We start from the raw sequence: 17025 nt of genomic DNA, 5'->3' as shown, positions 1-17025 counted from the left end.
GACATAACACCTCAAATCGCATAATGATCCGCAGTCATGACAATTTGACCGGCCGGGCGTCTGAATTGAGGCAGGAGGGCCTAAAGCCGCAGCAGCCATTTTTGCGCCAGCACCGGCCATTCCCCCGCCGGACCATTGGACGGCCCGATGCCGAAGCCATGGCGCCCTTCGGCAAACAGGTGCATTTCGGGGGGGCTACCGGCTTTGGCCAACGCGTCGGCCATGATCATGCTGTTTTGATAAGGCACGGCATCGTCGTCCAGTGCGTGGACCAGAAAGACCGGCGGCGTCCGGCCCGTCACATGCGCTGCGGGCGAGCGACGCTCGATCAGCGCGGGTTCGGGTGCGTTGCCCAACAGGGTTTGGGCCGACCACGCATGGGTAAAGGGCGCCGCCATGCTGATCACCGGGTAAACCAGTATTCCGGCCTGAGGCCGCGCGTCGATCCGGTCGACGCCGTCCACAGGTGCGCCAATCCTCTCATCAAACCCGGTCAGCAGCGATGCGGCCAGATGGCCACCGGCGGAAAAGCCTATGACCGCAATGTCCTGATCCGAAACGCGGTCTTGCGCCGCGCGGGAGCGGATGACGCGCATGGCCCGCTGTGCATCGCGCAGCGGCACATCGGCGCGGTCCGCCCACCCTTCGCCCGGCAGGCGATAGGCCAGAACATAGACGTGATAGCCAGCCGCATTGAAGACGCGGGCGACATCGACGCCCTCATTGCGGATCGAGACGAAATTATACGCGCCGCCCGGAATTACCAGCAAGGCTTTGCCAAGAGGGCGCGCCGGGCGGAAGAGGCGCAATTCCGGCTCGGCAATATTGCTGAGAAAGGTCTGGGGCCAGTCCGGCCGACGCGGGCGAGGGGTAAAACCCGCGCCCGACACACTCATCGGCCACAGCGGCACACGTTCCGCCTGCAACCATGGCGCGGGCAAGGGGCCGCCGCCCTCGGGGATCATAAGCGGCGCTGCGGCCAAAGCGGGCTTGGTCATGATGGCTCCGGCAAGGGCGGCCAATCCCGCCCCCATGATGTGACGTCTGCTCCAGACCAAAGATCATTCCTTTCGTCACACCGCATAAGGGCGGGGGCCATCGCGCCGATCACCTGGCGACCGGCGCGATGGGAATGGCATGTTCAGAGGAAAGTTTCAATATTTGAACCCGATACGCACGCCATAAGTGCGCGGCGGGGCATAGCTGGCGGTGGTCGAACTCCACACCGGGACCACCGTTGTGGCGATGCGGCGATCTTCGACATTGTTCATATAGAGGTTCACATAGGCATGGCCGCTTGGGTCATCATAACGCAGGTTGAGATCGGTCTTGGTATAGCCCGCGATGCGCCCCTGAACGGCATTGTCGCTGCTGGCAAAGGTCTTGCTCTGGGCATAGAAATCGACCGAGGGCGTGATCCTGGCCCCGGAGGCCAGATCGAAGGCATGGGCATAGCTGAAGCGAGCGCTCAATTGCGGTGCATTGGTCAGCCGCTTGCCCGAATAATCGGCCGAGGCGGAGGGAATAGCGGCATAGCCCAGCAAGGGCGCGAAGATATTATACATCGTATCGGCCGAGTGCAGATTGTCCGACGCGCCGGGGAAGCTGAGATATTTGGCATCCATAAAGGCCAGATAGCCTGAAATCGTATCATGGCGGTTGGGACGATAGGAGGTTTCCAGATCCACCCCGCGAATGCGCGCCTTGGCCGCATTGGTGGTGACGGCAATCGGGCCTTGCACCGGATCGACCACCACCGAGGAAACCTGAAGGTTGTTATAGTCCATCTGATAGGTGGAAAGCCCGATGAACAGGCGATCATTCAACAGCTTGGCGCGCAGGCCAGCTTCATAATTGGTGACGGTTTCGGGGGCATATTGGCGATAGCTCACCGGATTGCCGCTCGATTGCAGGCCGCCGCCGCGATAGCCGGTGGAAACCGTGGCATAGGCCAGAATGCCCGGCGTCAGGTCATAGTCCAGCCCCGCCTTCCAGCTTACCTTGCTGAAGCTGGCGGCGCTGCGGCCTCGATCATCGGTATAGGCGATGGCAAAACCGCCCGGACATGAGGAAGCGTTGATATTGGCCCGCGTGACCGTGGCGCCGGGACAGACCAGTTGCTGTTCGCGGCCGTTCACATCATCCCATGTGGCGCGCAGGCCCGCCGTGGCGCGCAGGCGGTCGCTCAGAGAGAATGTGCCCTGCCCGAACAGGGCGCGCGATTTGCTGCCCTCGCCGGAATAGGTGTTGACCACGTCGACCGCATTGATCGTGCCGATCTGATTGCCGGTGCTGGCCACCAGCGGGCCGAAGATATTGTAGACACTGGCAAAAGGCGCGGGCGCGGTGTTGCCCGCATGCAGCAGGCGCTGGCCCGAGGGGATTTCGTCCTGATAGATATAGGCGCCCGTCACCAGCTTGACCGGGCCGCGCTGGAAATTGACGTCCAGTTCGTGGGACCAGCTATTGGTCTTGTGATTGATGTATTCCTGCGAGAACACGCCCGAGGCCGCCGCCACGCCATTGTTCACCAGCGAGGAATAACCAGCCAGCCAGGTCAGGCTCAGGCCGTCGCCGACCTGCCAGTTGAGTTTTGAGCGGACATCATAGCTTTTGACATTGATGCGGTTGGCGGACACCTGATCCAGGCCCGGATTGATGGTGTCAAAACTGGTGGGGATGATGGTGACCGGGCCAAAGCTGCCGGTGGTCAGATTGGCTTGCGGATAATAATTGTAATTGCGCAGATAGACGGCGGGCACCGTGCCGTTGTTTTCGCCATAAGATCCGGATACGCGCCATGTCAGCGTCGGGGTGATGGCCCATTTGGCCGTTACGCGCAGGCCCGCCAGATCGGTCTGGTCAAATCGTGCGCCGTGCAATTGCGGGCCATAGCCGTCATTGATCTGGCGAAAGGCCGCGATGCGCAGGCCGAACGTATCGCTGACCGGCAGATCGACGGCGGCCTGCGCGCGGATTTCGTTAAAGCGACCATATTGCAGACTGGCGCTGCCGCCCAGATTCCGGCCCGGATCGGCCGAATTGATGTTGACCACGCCTGCGGTCGCATTCCGGCCATAAACGGTGCCCTGCGGCCCGCGCAGCACCTCGACCGAGCCGATGTCGAACATGGCCAGACCCAGCGCGACCGAGGAGGGGTTGTAAATGCCGTCAAACTGGGTGGCGACGGTGGAATAGCCGGAAAAGGCATTGTTGCTGCCTATGCCGCGAATGGAAAAGCCGTTCTGGCTCAATTGGAGCGAGGGCACGGTCGATACCAGCCGGTCGGCGCTGGTGATGGATTGCCGGTCGAGCGCGAGCTGCGAAACGACGCTGACCGAGATCGGGGCCTTGGACAGTTTCTCGCTGCTCTTTTGCGCGGTCACGACGATTTCGGTGGTGAGCGGTTCGTCCTTTGCTGTCGCCTCCTGTGCGAAGGCGGGCGTGGTCAAGGCGGGGGTTGTCAGGGCGGACAGCGCGACGCTGCCAAGCAAGATTGCAGAATATTTCATGGCATCCTCCCAGGATCGGTCCTGTGTTTTCCAGCGCCTTGTTCGGCGCCGCTCTCGTACGGTTGTTGCAGGCGACTCAGAGTAGTTGCACAACCGATTGCGCATCTGTTACAATCGATAGCATTGGTTGCCTAGAGGGAATTTGTTCGGCGTCTTTCCGGTGTGAGATGGCGCAGGAATTCCGGCAAAATACTGATCTTGAAGCGCTATTTCGGGCGTGAAGGGATTTTCGAGAGGATCAAATGAACAAACGTTTGCAATATGTGGCTGATTCGCATCACCTGCCCGCCTTTCGCTGGACCCGCGACCATGCGTCGCGTTGTGTCCCATCGCCCGCCACGACCATCCCTGCCTTCGCTCGCCGTCAATGTGCAGATCGCCTGCCGGATCTCGACATATGGGATATGTGGCCTGTCGAGGATACCGATGGCCATGCACACACCTTTGCGCAAGGCCACCTCTGGTTCGCGCTGGCTGCGCCGGTTCTGCTCGACCCGGAGGACCGCCACGCCATCGCCCGTATCCACCTTTTGCTTGAAGCCGCCGATGGCTCCGGCTGGATCGACCACGGCCCGGCCTTTCCCGAAGGTCACACGCCCGGCAGCCGGGAATGGTCGGGCAGCGCGCTTTATGATGCCGAGCAGCAGCGGGTCCTGTGCTGGTTCACCGCCGCCGGACGCCGGGGCGAAGCGGCGCCCAGTTTTGAGCAGCGCCTCTTCTTCTCGCAGGGCACCCTGATCTGGCACGCTGATCGGCCCGCCATCAAGGATTGGAGCGCCCCGGAGGAGGCGGTTGCCGCCGATGGCGCCCTATACCTGCGCGTTCAGGGAAGCGAAGGAGGGGCCGGAACGATCAAGGCCTTCCGCGATCCCTGCTGCTTTCGCGATCCGCTCAGCGGCGAGCATTACCTGTTGTTCACCGCTTCAAAGGCGGGCTCGACCTCTCCATGGAATGGCCTGATCGGGGTGGCGCAATCTTCGGATGGGCCGCTGGGACCATGGCGCCTGTTGTCGCCGCTGGTCGATGCCGATGGGCTGAACAATGAATTAGAGCGGCCCCATATGCGCCAAATCGATGGGCGCTATTACCTGTTCTGGTCCACCCAGCGCAAAGTTTTTGCCGCCGATGGGCCGCAGGGGCCGACCGGCCTTTATGGGCTGGTGGGGGCCTCGCCGCTTGGGCCGTTTCGCCCGATCAACGGCGGCGCGCTGATCGCGGGCAATCCCGAAGAGGCCCCCTGGCAGGCCTATAGCTGGTGGGTTTTGAGCGATGGTCGCGTCACCAGCTTTGCCGATCTGCCCGGCATTGCCCCCGATGCGGTGCCTTTGGATGCCGCCGGGCGCCGCAAAGCCTTTGGTGGCAGCCCCGCGCCTTGGCTTACCCTGCGGCTGAGCGATGATATCGGGCGGATTTAGGTGGATTCGCGCCGGATCAGTTGGGGGTCGATCAGCACGCTGCCGGTCGGCTCCCCGGCCATGCGTTTCAGCAAAAGGTCCACCATGACCCGCGCGCCATGGCGCAATTGCTGATCGATCGTTGTCAACGGAGGCGTCACCAGCTCGCCCAGCGGCAGGCCGTCATAGCCGATCACCTTCACCTGATCCGGGACGCGCAGCCCCAATGTCCCCAAAGCGCGGATCACGCTGATTGCGGTGACGTCCGAGGCCGCCACAATGCCGTCGGGCATCACCGGCAAAGCGCGCAGCAGCCCCAGCGCATCGTCATAGGCGGCGGCCGGTTCGCAATGCGAAGGCATGATCTGCAGTTCCTCGCCCCGTCCGGCAATCGCCAGCGCCTGTTGCACCCCATCCAGCCTTGCGCCAAATTCCGGCCCCTCCACCGGGCCCAGATAGGCGATGCGGCGGCACCCCTGCTCGATCAGATGGCGCGCGGCCATCATTCCGCCCGCGCGATTGTCCGAACCCACCGAGCAATGATGCTGCCCCGGAACCTGACCGCCCCACACGACCATCGGGTGATAGCCCAAAGAGGTCGCCTCGATCACCGCCAACTGATTGGATTGGCCGATGATCAGCACGCCGTCGACCCGGCCGGATCGGGCATAATTCTCGATCCAGCGCCCATCCGAAGGGATGACGCGCGAGAGCAGCAGGTCATAGCCGTGATCGGCCAGCGCATCGGCCAGATAGCCGCTCATCGTATTGAAAAACGGATCGGAAAGATGCTGAAGATCATCATGGCCCAGCGGCACCAGCATGCCCACCGTGCTGGTCTTGCGCATCCGCATGTTGCGCGCCAGCAGATTGGGCTGATAGCCCAGCTTTTGTGCCAGCGTGATGATCCTTTCGCGCGTCTTGGGGCTGACCCGTCCCGAACCGGAAAGTGCGCGCGACACGGTACCTGCGGAAACCCCGGCCATTTCGGCCAATTGCTTGATATTCGTCGGGCTGTTCAATCCGTTGGCTCCCTGTGCTTGGCCTGCAATGTATCGCCCCGCCTTGTTCGGGCAAGCAAAACCCGGATCAAAGGCCAAAGGCGCGGCGATAAGCCGCCAGGCGTGCGGCCAATAGCTGGCGCGAGACCCATGCCTTGGGCATCACCTTGTCAAAACCGTGGAAGGCGCCGGGCAGGACCAGCAATTGGGTGGGCACGCCCTCGGCCGTCAGGCGCTGCGCATAGGCGATGTCTTCGCGGGCGAACAGGTCGATAGAGCCGGTGCCGATGAAGGCCGGCGGCAGGCCCGCGAGGCTGGCGGCGCGGGCCGGAACCGCGCGCGAGGGAACTCCTGCCCCACCCGCTGCCTGCCCCAGAAACGCGCGCCAGCCATAGCGATTGGCATCCGCATCCCAGCCGATGCGCCCCAGACCCGGCGCCGGTTGCCATGTCGAACCGGTGCGATCATCCAGCATCGGATAGATCAGGCATTGAAACGCCAACGGCACCTGCCCCCGGTCGCGCGCGGTTTGGGCCAGCAGCGCGGCGTGCCCGCCACCGGCGCTTTCGCCCGCCACGGCAATCCGCGCCCGGTCCACGCCCAGCCCAGCGGCCTGTGTATGCAGCCAGAGCAGGCCCGCGTAATTCTGTTCCATGGACACCCGCCATGTCGCCTCGGGCGCCAGCGAATATTCCACCGAGACGATGATACAGTCGAGCTCCTGCGCCAATTCGACCAGGCCGGGCATTTCCAGCAGGGCCGAGCCGGTGATGAAGCCCCCGCCATGGGTGTGCAGAATGGCCGGACGCGGCGCAGCGCCTGCGCGCTCGTTCAGCACATAGACTTTAACCTCGCCCATTCCGCCGCCTACGGGCACCATCGCGGTGCGGATCGGTACGGCGGGGCGTTCGGGAAGTCTGGCAGTCGCAATGGCACCGCGCAGCATCGGCAATTTGGCGGCGCCCATCGGATAGAAACCGCTGGTCATGGCGATGATATGTCGGGCCGCATCGCGCAGTTCCGGATCGACAAAAGGCAGACCCGCGATTGCGCCCGCTTCGTTTGCCCGCAACGATCCGCCAGGCAGCAGTGTCGCCATCGCGCAGCTCATCCAGCGCAGGGCGGTGCGGCGGTCGCCAGTGAAAATGCTCTTGCCCATGTCAGTCATCCTTGGAATGCACAAACGTTTGCTTTACAACAGCCGACAATCACAATGCAGGGGGAGATTGTATCATGTCTTTTTTAAAACTTGTCGCCGTATCGGCCTTATCCTTGACCACTGCGGCGGGGGCGGTCGAACCGTCGCCGCCCGCGCCGCAACTGGAGTTTATGTTTGAAGCCGAGGTCCTGCTGGCGCCCCGTGTCGAGGTGGGCCAAACCGCCTTTGGTCAACGTGGCTATATCCCCATTATCGGCGGACAGTTTTCCGGCCCGGCGATCAAGGGCAAGGTCGTTCCCGGCGGTTGGGACTGGCAATTGCAGAGCGCTGCAGGGTGCAGCAATCTGCATGCCGACTATTTCCTGCAAACCGAGGATGGCGTGATGTTTAATGTGGTCAACCATGGCCAATTCTGTCCGGAAAAGGGCCAGCCTTTCACGCCTGCTTTCACCTCGCCCCGGTTCGAGGCGCCGATGGGGCGCTATGGCTGGCTCAATCACGGGGCGTGGATCAGCCGACTGGAAGGCGGCAAGGACCCGGCCCATCCTTCGGTGGTGATCCGCTTCTATCGCGCGCATTGAACCGGGTCAGCTGCAGGTGAAACTTTCCGCCTTTTCCGGGTCGCCATGGCCGCGATAGCGGGCGATTTTGGGAAAGGCGCAAAGTGGTCTTTCTCGCCCCGGAAAGGGGGATGCGGGGCCTGCGCGGGCGATCAGTCTTTCTGGCGCCTGCTTTTGCTCCACCCATGCGACCATTGCGTCAAACGCCTGATACTGGTCTGTGGCCGGGCCGCCGGTGCAATGGTTCATGCCCGGCACTGCAAAGAAACGCGTGCCGCGCCGGGCTGCATCGCCGTTACGGACCAGCATGGCGCGATACCAGTCCAGCGTATCGGCGATGGAGAACACCGGGTCCGAGCCGCCATGCAGCACCATCAGCCGCCCGCCATGGCCCAGAAAACCCGTCAGATCGGTTGAGCGGGCGGAAATATCCTCCCAGCCCGACGCGGCAAAATCGTCGCCGCGCGTCAGGATGCGCTCTTCGACCTTGTCCATATCAAGGCCCATCTGAAACGCCAGGCCGCTCTCCGCGCCGGGTGCAACAGCTTGCGGCGGAACCGAAAATACCGAGGCCAGCGATCCCGCGCCCAGCAGCATGTTGAGCGAGGGGATCCGCCCATCGGCCGTGCCCAATTGCCACATGCGCCAGTCGGCCGCGCCCCATCCGGCATCCCATGGGAAACCGGCGTAAAGTACATGTCCCTTGCTGTCGCGCGGGCCATTGTTCACGCGTTGCAGTGCGGTGATTTGAGCGCTGGTCAGGCAGGCGTTCGTCTTGCCGCCCTTGCAGCGGATGGCGTTGAATGCGGGCAAAACGCGGGCCGAGGTGCATTGGCCCACGGCCAGAATCATGCCGTCGGCCAGGCCGTCCAGCTTGTCGCAGGCGCGCAGCATCGCCCGCCGTGCGAGCGCAAAATCGCCATCGGAAAACCCATGCGCGATATTGAGCGGGGTAAGCGGACCGTGCCCGTTCGCGGCGGAAAACGCAAAGCTCTTGGTGTTCCACGCCTCGCCAATCGCGGCGCGAGGCAGGGACAGGCCCGGCGCCGTCACCACCACCCCGTCGAACAGGGAGGGATAGCGCTGAACCAGCGCCAGTCCTTCCTGTCCTCCCTTTGAGCAGCCAACGAAATAGCTGTGCTGCGGGGCCTTGCCATAATGGGCGGTAATGACTTTTCGGGCCGCCGTTACTGATTTTTTCAGCGAGGCATGGCCGTAATTGGCCCGGGCCAGCGGATCGAAGCCAAAGGCCAGCGTACCGCCGCGTTTGGGATCGAAATTGGTGGTATTGTCATGGCCTGAATCTTGCGAAAGTACCGCATAGCCGCGCGCCAGTGCCAGCGGCGCGACGCCCATTGTGCCAATGGCATCGCCCAATTCGCCATCGCTGCCGCCGCCGCCCTGAAAGAAGAAGCGGCCATTCCAATCATCGGGCAGGCGCAGATGAAAGCGGATCGCGTAATTCTGTCCGTCGCGGCCAGTGCGCTGTTCGGTATGGCCGATCACCTCGCAATGAGCGGGCAGGATTGGGGCGGGCGGCATATTCACCCCAGCAGGCATGGCGGCAAGCGGGGCGGGGCCTGCCATATTCCTGCGAGCGCTTTCGATCACCAGATCGGACAGGTCGGCATGGGCCAGATCCGCGCAGCCGGTGCTTGCCTTTGCGGCGTGACTGTTAAGCGCCGATCCGGCAAAGATCAGGGCGGCGAGCAGGGCGGGGGAGCGGAGGTGGTTGCGCATAGGCGGACCATACCATGCGCAAACCTTTGCGCAAGTGGGGTCTTGCTCCCCGGTTCAAAAGCCTGCGGTGCCTGTTCGGCTCATGACGATCGTTCCACTTGGCCGAGCACCGGCCATGCCTGACTTCCTATCTTTGGCCGATGTGGAGGCTTACATTTGTATACACGGAGCAAGTTTGTGTTCGCAGTTCGGAATATGTCCAAGGATAAATATCCGAAGATTGGAATCATTGTGCGCAAAATATATAGAAAATCGATTTCCTGCATACATTGCTGCGATTCCGATTTGACAGCGCTGTAAACCTGAAATACCTCGTCGCCATAGAAGCGCCGAACTGCATGCGTTGATCGGGGAATTGTCCTTGATTGCATACATAAAGCAGGCGGCGGGGATGAGAGACTTCTGAAAGAGCAGCCGATGCTGTCCGGCCATGTGTCGGCATCGCGGAATGCCTTTTCAAAACATTGAAAACATAAAATAATTGGGAGATGGACCATGAAAACCAAATTCGCCGTGTCGATTTCGCTTGCCGCCTTGATGCTGGGCGCGGTCGGAACCTCAGCCCATGCCGCCGCGCCTGCCAAAGGTGATCAGAACGCAGGCGTGGTCGATATTGTGGTGACCGCACAAAAGCGCAGCGAGCGCCTTCAGGACGTGCCCGTCGCGGTCAGCTCGGTCAGCGGCGAAGTGCTGAAAGCCGCCAATCTGAGCAATATCACCGACATCCGCTTCCTTGCGCCCAGCGTCCAGTTTGCCGAATCGAACAGCGTGCGCGGCGAAGGTTTCGCCATTCGCGGCGTGGGCACTTTCGCCTTTGCCGATGGCACCGAACAGAGCGTGAGCGTGGTGGTCGATGGCGTGGTGCTGGGCCGTCCGGGCATGGGCACGGGCGATCTGGCCGATATTGCGCAGGTCGATATTCTGCGCGGGCCGCAGGGCATGTTGTTCGGCAAGGGCGGTTCGGCGGGCGTGGTGTCGATCACCACCAAGAACCCGATCCAGAAATTCGAGGCCAGCGCCCGCGCTTCCTATGGCACGGACAATGAAACCAAGCTGGAGGCGATGGTCAACCTGCCGGTCAATGACAAGCTGGCCTGGCGCGTGAACGGCTATTTCAACCACCGCGACGGTTTCATCCAGAACGTGTATACCGGCAAGACGCTGGGCGGACAGTCCGAGGGCGGTTTTCGCACCAAGCTGCTCTACAAGCCGAGCGATGATCTCTCGGTCCTGCTGGCGCTGGATTGGGGACAGCACAATTCGGACTGCTGCCAATCGGTGATTGTCGGCACGACGGGCGCCTCGCCGACCAATTATGTGGTCCAGCGCATGAACGCCTATAACATCGTGCCCAGCCTCGATAATCGCAAGACCAATGTCGGCGGGCCGGTCTATCTCAACATGGTGCAATGGGGCGGTTCGGCGGAAATCAACAAGTCGATCGGCGATTACACGCTGACCTCGATCACGGCCTTCCGCCGCTGGATCATCCATGACAACACCGACACCGGCTTTACCGACACGCCTTTCTTCCCGATCAACGGCGCCGATGAAGCCCAGCAGCAATTGACGCAGGAATTGCGCTTTGCCTCGCCCAAGCGGGGGCTGGTCGATTATGTGGTGGGCCTCTATTACTTCAACCAGAACCTGAAGGCGGCCTATCCGCAGCAGGGCCAGCTTGGCCTGCCCGCATCGAGCGCGATTTACAGCCGCAAGGCCCAGCCCGATATCCAGACGCTCAACTATGCTCTGTTTGGTCAGGGCAACATCAATCTGGCCAGCAATTGGAAAGTGATCGTGGGTGGGCGCTATACCCATGACGATCTGACCATGATCAACTATAACCGCACGCTGGTCAGCCCCACCGACAATCCTTTCCCCGGCGCGGCCCCGCTGGCCTTTGACCAGACCAATTATCCCAGCAACCGCAAGGCCGACAATTTCAGCTATAAGCTGGGCATGGAATACAAGATCACGCCCGATGTGATGGCCTATGCCACCTATTCGCGCGGTTATAAGGGGCCGGGCATCGGTCTGGTCAGCGGCTATGCGCTGGGCCAGCCCCTGTTCTCAAACCCCGAAATTCCCACCAATTACGAAGTGGGCCTGAAAACCGCATGGTTTGATCGCAAGCTGGTGTTCAACATCGATGCGTTCCACACCGATATTCAGGATTTCCAGACGCAGGTGGCAACGCCGTTTATCTTTAACGGCACCAATCTTGCCATTCTCCAGATCGCCAATGCGGGCAAAGTGCGCACGCAGGGCGTGGAAATGGACTTCACCGCCCGCCCGACCCAGCGCCTCACCATCGGCGGCAACATGGCCTTTATCGACGCCATCTTTGCCTATTTCCCCAATGGCACCTGCAACTATTCCGGCCAGCCCGGATGCTTTGTCAGCACCACCATTCCCGGCACATCGACCACCGTTCCGGCCACCAGCTTCATGAACAACACCGGGCGCACGCTGCCCAACAGCCCGAAGTTCACCTTCTCGGTCAATGCCAGCTATGACGTGCCCGTCAGCGCGACTATGACCGGCTTTATCAAGGCCAATTACAATTATCGCAGCTCGGTCAATTTCAGCGCCAACGGCGATCCGCTGACGGCCCAGCGCGCCTATGGCATTGCCGGGGGTCAGATCGGCGTGCGCGATGCCGATGGGCGGTGGAGCGCGGCGGTCTTTGCCCGTAACCTGTTCAACACCGGCTTTGTCACCGCGATCAGCAACAATGGCAGCTATCAGACTGCCTGGCTGACCTCGCAGGCGATGCGCACGGTGGGGTTGGTTGTGGACGCCAAATTCTGATCTGCAATCACGCTTTGCCCTCTGGACCCCGGTCCGGAGGGCAAAGCGCATTGGCCCACGCTATGTCGGCGCCAGAATACGCCCCATCATATGCTCAATTGCGCGATCGATCCACTTGGCTTCCAACGGATCGGCGCTGGTCATCGCCCCGATCAGGTCGGGATTGCCGAAAGTGATAAGGGCTGCCCCGATCATGCTGAAATAAGCGATCTCGGGCGTTGCATCGCCCAGCGCCCCTGCCTCGGCCAGAGCCTGAAACAAGGGGCGCAGCCTTTCCCATACCGGCCTGCCCATGGTTTCGACCACCCATTCATGCCTTTCGGACAGGACCGAAAACTCCTGCAGCATCAGCCGCGTCAGGCGCGGATTATTGGCATAGCTGCGCAGATAGCCGGGCAAAACCTGCCGCGCCGCCTGGCGCGGATCGGCCAGCATTTCGGGCGTGAGATGGGCCGCCAGATAGGCTTCCCCCTCGCGGGCAAAGGCCTCGATCACCTGTTGCCACAGGGCCAGCTTGGACGGGAAGTAATAGGCCAGATGGCCCTGTTCGATCCCGGCCCGCGCGGCGATGGCCCGCGTGCTGGCCCCGGCAAAGCCAAGGTCGGAAAAGACGCTCAGCGCCGCCTCCAGCACGAGGCGGCGGTTTTCCGCTCCGTCATAGCGGGTGTTGGTGGCTCTGGGGCGATGCATGGGGAAGGTCATGCCGTGGCCGCCGTTACAGTGCAAGAGAGAGTAAGTTTGTCGATTGACAAATATCTTTGTCGTGTGACAAACAAAGGCAGGCCCAAAGGGCGACACTCGGGAGAATGCCATGACCTCGCCAACCTATCCGCTCAACGTCGATCAACCCTATCCGCGCAACCAGTGGTGGGTCGCGGCCTATAGCGCCGAGGTGGAGCGCGACTTGCTGGCCCGCGATATTCTGGGCGAGCGGGTGCTGCTTTATCGCACCGAAGGGGGCGAGGCCGTGGCCCTGTCGGGCATTTGCCCGCACCGCGCCTTTCCGCTGGAAAAGGGGCGGCTGGTGGGCGACCATGTGCAATGCGGCTATCACGGCTTCACCTATGGCGCGGATGGCGGCTGCGTGCTGGTGCCCAGCCAGAGCGGTGTGCCGCAGAAATCATCTTTGCGATGCTATCCGGTGGTCGAGCGGGGTGATTTGGTGTGGATCTGGACCGGCCGGGCCGATCTGGCCGATCCGGCGCTTCTTCCCGATCTGGGCGCGGTGGGGCTAGGGCGTCCGGATTGGGCCTGTGAACAGCATCCGGTCTGCGAAGTGGCTGCGCGCTACACTCTGCTGATCGAAAACCTGCTCGATCTCAGCCATGTCACCTTCATCCATGCCACGACGATCCCCGGCGGCGAGAAGGTTGCGCAAATCCCGGTTGCCGTGATCGAGACCGACCACAGCCTGACCGTCCAGCGCAAGGGCGAGAACCTGCCTCTCAACCCCTTGCTCAAGATGCAGTTTCCCGAACAGGACGGGCCGGTCCATCAGCATTTCGACGCCGAATATCTGGGCCCGGCGATGATCCGCACCGGCGGCGCGGTGCATGATGCGGCCAGCGGGCAGCTGCTGGGCATCAACAATTTCCTCCATATGATCACCCCGGCCGGTCCCACGAGCCTGCGCTATTTCGTCATCACCACGCGCAGTTTCGGGCTCGAAAATCCTGCATTGGGCCAGATCAATCTGGGCATGGGCACCCGCATCCAGCCCGAGGACAGCGCCGCCATCGAAGCCATCGAGCAGGTTTTCCAATCCGGCGTGACCTTGCCCATGGAAATCAGCGCGCGGGTGGACAATGGCGCGCTGAAAGTCCGCCGCCGTCTGGAGGCGCAGATCCGTTCGGAACAGTCAGCATGAGGCGATAGGTAATATTACGAGGCACCTCTCGTTGTCGCTGCATTCATGGTCCTATGGGTATATAATGCGCTTGCTCCCCACGAGGCATGGCCATCAGGCATCGCCATTGCCCGCAAGACAAGGAGGCGCAAGCGATGAAAAAACTCATTGGCATGGCGACTGCGGCCCTGTTTCTTCTTAATGCATCACCATTATGGGCCGGAGCGCCTCTCAAGGGCGTCGATGTCAAACTCGGCAAGGCGGGCGAGATGCGTTGCGGCGCACATACGGGCGCGGCAACGCAAGGCGCAGGCATGCCCCCCATGGATATGAAAGGGCAGCCTATGGCAAAATGCGCTTCGCCTCAGCCGATGGCGAGCCCGACAACCGATGCGGCGGATGAGGCAAGGCGGGCGACCAAAACCCGCTCAAACATTCAAAACAACTGACTGTCGCGCCTGCTCCGCATGGTTCATTGCCTTTCGGCGTCCATCATGCGCTGTAGGGCGCGGCGCCCCATAACCGCGGTGCCGTCGCTTTTAAGCATCAGTTCCGGCGGCAATTCATCCAGGGTCGAAATGATCTTTTCGATCTCCACTGTGGCGAAAATATCCTCTTCGATCACCGGTTTCAGATAGGATTCGGCCTCATCCAAAGCCTTCGGATCGGGCGAGGCCATGGCGAAGAAGTAATTGGTCGTGGTCCGCCCGGCCGGGGTCACCGCATGCCACACCCGGTTTGATCGCAGCAATTCACCGGCGCGGGCATGACCTTGGGCCACCAGCACATCGGCGATGCCTGCGTGAAAGCCGGGGAAATGGAAATCCATGCCCGAAACCCGGTCAATCGGCCCTGCGAAATCCGTCTGCCAATCCACGACCGCCGGGCGCAGCGTATTGCGCATGATGCGGCGGCTGCGAATAAAGCGATTATTGGCCTCACGCGTTTCGGGCGTGGCGGCATCATCGGGCGTGCCGATCGAACTGTGATGCAGATAGCCCAGATGCGAAAGGTCGAGCAGATTGTCGTTGAGCAATTGATAGCGCCCCTCGACATGATGGTAAAACAGCGCGCGGGCATGATAGCCGGGCAGGGAGTAGCCTATGTCGCCCATATCGGGGACCAGGCTTTCATCGGCCAGCGCCGGATCGCCCGGCCATATCCATGCCCAAAGCCCGCGTTCGACCAGCGGATAGGCTTTGATGGAATAGACGCCCGGTATCTTTTCCTGACTGGGCACAAAGGTACAGGCGCCCGCCGCATCAAAGGTGATGCCGTGATAAGCGCATTGGATGGCATCGCCCACACGCCTGCTCGCGCCCAAGGGGAAATGGCGGTGGGGGCAGCGGCCCTGCACCGCAACCGCCGTCCCATCCGCCTTGCGGTAGAGGACGACAGGCTGGTTGAGAATCCAGCGGCTGAGCAGTTCCTCGCCCACTTCATGGCAGAAGGCGGCGACATACCAGCCGTTTTTGGGGGCATAGCTTCCGTCGGTGAAGGGATACATGGGGCGTTCCTGTGGGAATAAAGGCAAGGTGGGGAAGGCTCAGCCGGGGCGATAGCCGGTTTGGGCGACCTTGGAGAAAGGCCAACCGGCGACGGTGCCGCGAAGGGGCATCTGCACATGTCGTTCGACGGTGGGGCGCGACGATCCGCCGCCCGGTTCGCCCCAAAGGATGGTGAGCTGGGTGCCGACCGCGGCATGGGCCTCGTCCACCACGGCCAGATTGACCCATGCGGCATCGGGGGCGAGAAAGGCGCAATAGGTCGAAATGCCCACCGGATCGCCCGAAGCATTGAACACCGCATCATAGGGATAGGCGGCATAATGGGCGGTCGGCATCTCCATCGCTTTGCCGTTGTGGCCAAGGCTCATCTGGCTGCGATAGACCGCCGTTGCGTCATCCGGGTTCAGCACGATGGAGACTTTCTTGCGCTGGGGCGTGTCGGCCAGCTTTTCCAGCGCCTCGCGGCCAATGAAATCATGGTCAAAGCGGATCAGGCGTCCGTAATCCAATTCCCATGGCGTGAAATAATAATCCTCGATCCGCTCCGAGACGAAACTGCCGCCCAGCGAGGCGATGCCGTCGAAGCATTGCGCGGGCAGCCATTCGCGATAGGCCCGCATGGCCTCGCCCGAATAGATCGCGGGCATGGGGCAGGGCAGCCAGCCTGAATCCACCGCCGCGCTGCCATAGGCCCGCGCGCCCACCTGTTTCAGGTTGAAGGAAGTGCCCGCCTCCAGAATGGCGTGTTTGACTTCGTCATAATGTTCGACCGGGCCCCAGAATTCCAGCCCCGGCGCCCCGCCCATGCCATGCCGCAGCGAGCGATAGGAGCGCCCCGCGACGTTGACCTGTCCCATCTGGAAAAAGCGCGGCTGGTCAATGGGGCCGCCGTTCAGCCTTTCCAGCAAGGCCCATGCATCAGGCCCCTGAATTTCAAAGCGGAAGGTCTTGCGTGCTCTCGGGTTCTGCACGCTGCGTTCGTCGCGGGTGCAACGCACGTCATACTGGCCCAGCGAGGCCTGATATTCGATCCAGTTCGCCACCGTGGGGCGGCCGATGATATTCACCGATTGCTCGCCCAGCCCCATGATAATCATATCGCCGATCAGATGACCATCGGGACCGCAGGCGATGAACTGCTTTGCCTTGTTATCGCCAAAGCCCTTGAAACTGTTGATGGCAAGGCTGGAGACGAAGGCGATGACATCGGGGCCTTCGACATAAAGGTCGGTCATGTGAAAGGATTGATCCATCAGCGCGACACCCTCGCGCCATGCGCGCTGCTCTTCGCGCCAGTTTGAAAATTCGGCCGGGATGGGGAAAACATAAGGCCCGGTCTGCGCATGGCGCATCATGGCCAGCGGCCCGCCCGCCGTGTCGATCTTGCTTTGAAGTGAACCTGTCACAAGAGCATCCTCCGATAGTATGGAGTGCAGCCTATGCGGGAGGGGCGCGTGCTGTCTTTGCGCGGCGCGACAACCACAAGGCGCAAAA

At 61.8% G+C, this 17025-nt stretch carries 13 protein-coding genes; 5 read left to right on the top strand and 8 right to left on the bottom strand.

The window, feature by feature from the left end; genetic code table 11:
- Nucleotides 1-80 precede the first annotated feature (80 nt).
- Together GGR38_RS12955 and GGR38_RS12950 are read right to left on the bottom strand one after the other, a co-directional pair.
- Entirely contained in the window at nucleotides 81-1058 is a 978-nt protein-coding gene (locus tag GGR38_RS12955) for an alpha/beta hydrolase (protein ID WP_246404607.1), read from the bottom strand.
- A 96-nt stretch (nucleotides 1059-1154) separates the two neighbouring features.
- Nucleotides 1155-3512 (bottom strand): TonB-dependent receptor, encoded by a 2358-nt coding sequence (locus GGR38_RS12950; RefSeq protein WP_183626146.1) that lies wholly within the window; start codon nucleotides 3510-3512, stop codon nucleotides 1155-1157.
- Between the two features lie 242 nt (nucleotides 3513-3754).
- Between GGR38_RS12950 and GGR38_RS12945 the strand changes: the two genes are divergently transcribed.
- Complete coding sequence (locus GGR38_RS12945; protein WP_183626145.1) at nucleotides 3755-4927, top strand: glycoside hydrolase family 68 protein; 1173 nt, start codon at nucleotides 3755-3757, stop codon at nucleotides 4925-4927.
- Here GGR38_RS12945 and GGR38_RS12940 read toward each other — a convergent pair.
- A complete protein-coding gene (locus tag GGR38_RS12940; protein ID WP_183626144.1) occupies nucleotides 4924-5928 on the bottom strand; it encodes a LacI family DNA-binding transcriptional regulator in 1005 nt (334 codons plus the stop codon). The genes GGR38_RS12945 and GGR38_RS12940 overlap by 4 nt on opposite strands.
- A 67-nt stretch (nucleotides 5929-5995) precedes the next feature.
- Nucleotides 5996-7066 carry an alpha/beta hydrolase gene (locus tag GGR38_RS12935; RefSeq protein WP_183626143.1) on the bottom strand — a complete coding sequence of 357 codons (1071 nt, stop codon included), beginning with the start codon at nucleotides 7064-7066 and terminating at the stop codon, nucleotides 5996-5998.
- A gap of 74 nt (nucleotides 7067-7140) precedes the next feature.
- Here GGR38_RS12935 and GGR38_RS12930 point away from each other — a divergent pair, with 74 nt between their 5' ends.
- The gene (locus tag GGR38_RS12930) at nucleotides 7141-7647 is read left to right on the top strand and encodes a DUF3237 domain-containing protein (RefSeq protein WP_183626142.1); all 507 of its coding nucleotides are present in this window, start codon (nucleotides 7141-7143) and stop codon (nucleotides 7645-7647) included.
- Between the two features lie 6 nt (nucleotides 7648-7653).
- On the opposite strand, the gene GGR38_RS12925 is transcribed toward GGR38_RS12930, so the two are convergent.
- A complete protein-coding gene (locus GGR38_RS12925) occupies nucleotides 7654-9366 on the bottom strand; it encodes a tannase/feruloyl esterase family alpha/beta hydrolase (protein WP_183626141.1) in 1713 nt (570 codons plus the stop codon).
- A gap of 495 nt (nucleotides 9367-9861) precedes the next feature.
- On the opposite strand from GGR38_RS12925, the gene GGR38_RS12920 reads away from it, so the two are divergent.
- Complete coding sequence (locus GGR38_RS12920) at nucleotides 9862-12177, top strand: TonB-dependent receptor (RefSeq protein ID WP_183626140.1); 2316 nt, start codon at nucleotides 9862-9864, stop codon at nucleotides 12175-12177.
- Nucleotides 12178-12237: 60 nt separating this feature from the next.
- Here the strand turns inward: GGR38_RS12920 and GGR38_RS12915 are convergent, their stop codons facing one another.
- On the bottom strand, nucleotides 12238-12879 hold the full coding sequence (locus GGR38_RS12915) for a TetR/AcrR family transcriptional regulator (RefSeq protein WP_183626139.1): 642 nt from the start codon (nucleotides 12877-12879) through the stop codon (nucleotides 12238-12240).
- A gap of 109 nt (nucleotides 12880-12988) precedes the next feature.
- Between GGR38_RS12915 and GGR38_RS12910 the strand changes: the two genes are divergently transcribed.
- Together GGR38_RS12910 and GGR38_RS12905 are read left to right on the top strand one after the other, a co-directional pair.
- Nucleotides 12989-14044: an aromatic ring-hydroxylating oxygenase subunit alpha gene (locus tag GGR38_RS12910; protein WP_183626138.1), complete on the top strand. Its 1056-nt coding sequence runs from the start codon at nucleotides 12989-12991 to the stop codon at nucleotides 14042-14044.
- Between the two features lie 134 nt (nucleotides 14045-14178).
- On the top strand, nucleotides 14179-14472 hold the full coding sequence (locus GGR38_RS12905) for a hypothetical protein (RefSeq protein ID WP_183626137.1): 294 nt from the start codon (nucleotides 14179-14181) through the stop codon (nucleotides 14470-14472).
- Between the two features lie 23 nt (nucleotides 14473-14495).
- Here GGR38_RS12905 and GGR38_RS12900 read toward each other — a convergent pair whose 3' ends face one another.
- Both GGR38_RS12900 and GGR38_RS12895 read right to left on the bottom strand, forming a co-directional pair.
- On the bottom strand, nucleotides 14496-15530 hold the full coding sequence (locus tag GGR38_RS12900) for a Rieske 2Fe-2S domain-containing protein (protein ID WP_183626136.1): 1035 nt from the start codon (nucleotides 15528-15530) through the stop codon (nucleotides 14496-14498).
- A gap of 39 nt (nucleotides 15531-15569) precedes the next feature.
- Nucleotides 15570-16937 (bottom strand): aminomethyl transferase family protein, encoded by a 1368-nt coding sequence (locus GGR38_RS12895; protein ID WP_221227098.1) that lies wholly within the window; start codon nucleotides 16935-16937, stop codon nucleotides 15570-15572.
- Between the last annotated feature and the right edge of the window lie 88 nt (nucleotides 16938-17025).

The organism is Novosphingobium sediminicola, assembly GCF_014196525.1.
Lineage (GTDB): Bacteria > Pseudomonadota > Alphaproteobacteria > Sphingomonadales > Sphingomonadaceae > Novosphingobium > Novosphingobium sediminicola.
The sequence above is the reverse complement of the archived record's forward strand: the minus strand, read 5'-3'. Positions and strand labels throughout refer to the sequence as shown.

Bases quoted from the DNA above. Each gene is read 5' to 3' on its own strand.
- GGR38_RS12950 (WP_183626146.1), bottom strand. From the start codon at position 3,512: ATGAAATATTCTGCAATCTTGCTTGGCAGCGTCGCGCTGTCCGCCCTG.
- GGR38_RS12945 (WP_183626145.1), top strand. From the start codon at position 3,755: ATGAACAAACGTTTGCAATATGTGGCTGATTCGCATCACCTGCCCGCC.
- GGR38_RS12935 (WP_183626143.1), bottom strand. From the start codon at position 7,066: ATGGGCAAGAGCATTTTCACTGGCGACCGCCGCACCGCCCTGCGCTGG.
- GGR38_RS12930 (WP_183626142.1), top strand. From the start codon at position 7,141: ATGTCTTTTTTAAAACTTGTCGCCGTATCGGCCTTATCCTTGACCACT.
- GGR38_RS12925 (WP_183626141.1), bottom strand. From the start codon at position 9,366: ATGCGCAACCACCTCCGCTCCCCCGCCCTGCTCGCCGCCCTGATCTTT.
- GGR38_RS12920 (WP_183626140.1), top strand. From the start codon at position 9,862: ATGAAAACCAAATTCGCCGTGTCGATTTCGCTTGCCGCCTTGATGCTG.
- GGR38_RS12915 (WP_183626139.1), bottom strand. From the start codon at position 12,879: ATGACCTTCCCCATGCATCGCCCCAGAGCCACCAACACCCGCTATGAC.
- GGR38_RS12910 (WP_183626138.1), top strand. From the start codon at position 12,989: ATGACCTCGCCAACCTATCCGCTCAACGTCGATCAACCCTATCCGCGC.
- GGR38_RS12905 (WP_183626137.1), top strand. From the start codon at position 14,179: ATGAAAAAACTCATTGGCATGGCGACTGCGGCCCTGTTTCTTCTTAAT.
- GGR38_RS12900 (WP_183626136.1), bottom strand. From the start codon at position 15,530: ATGTATCCCTTCACCGACGGAAGCTATGCCCCCAAAAACGGCTGGTAT.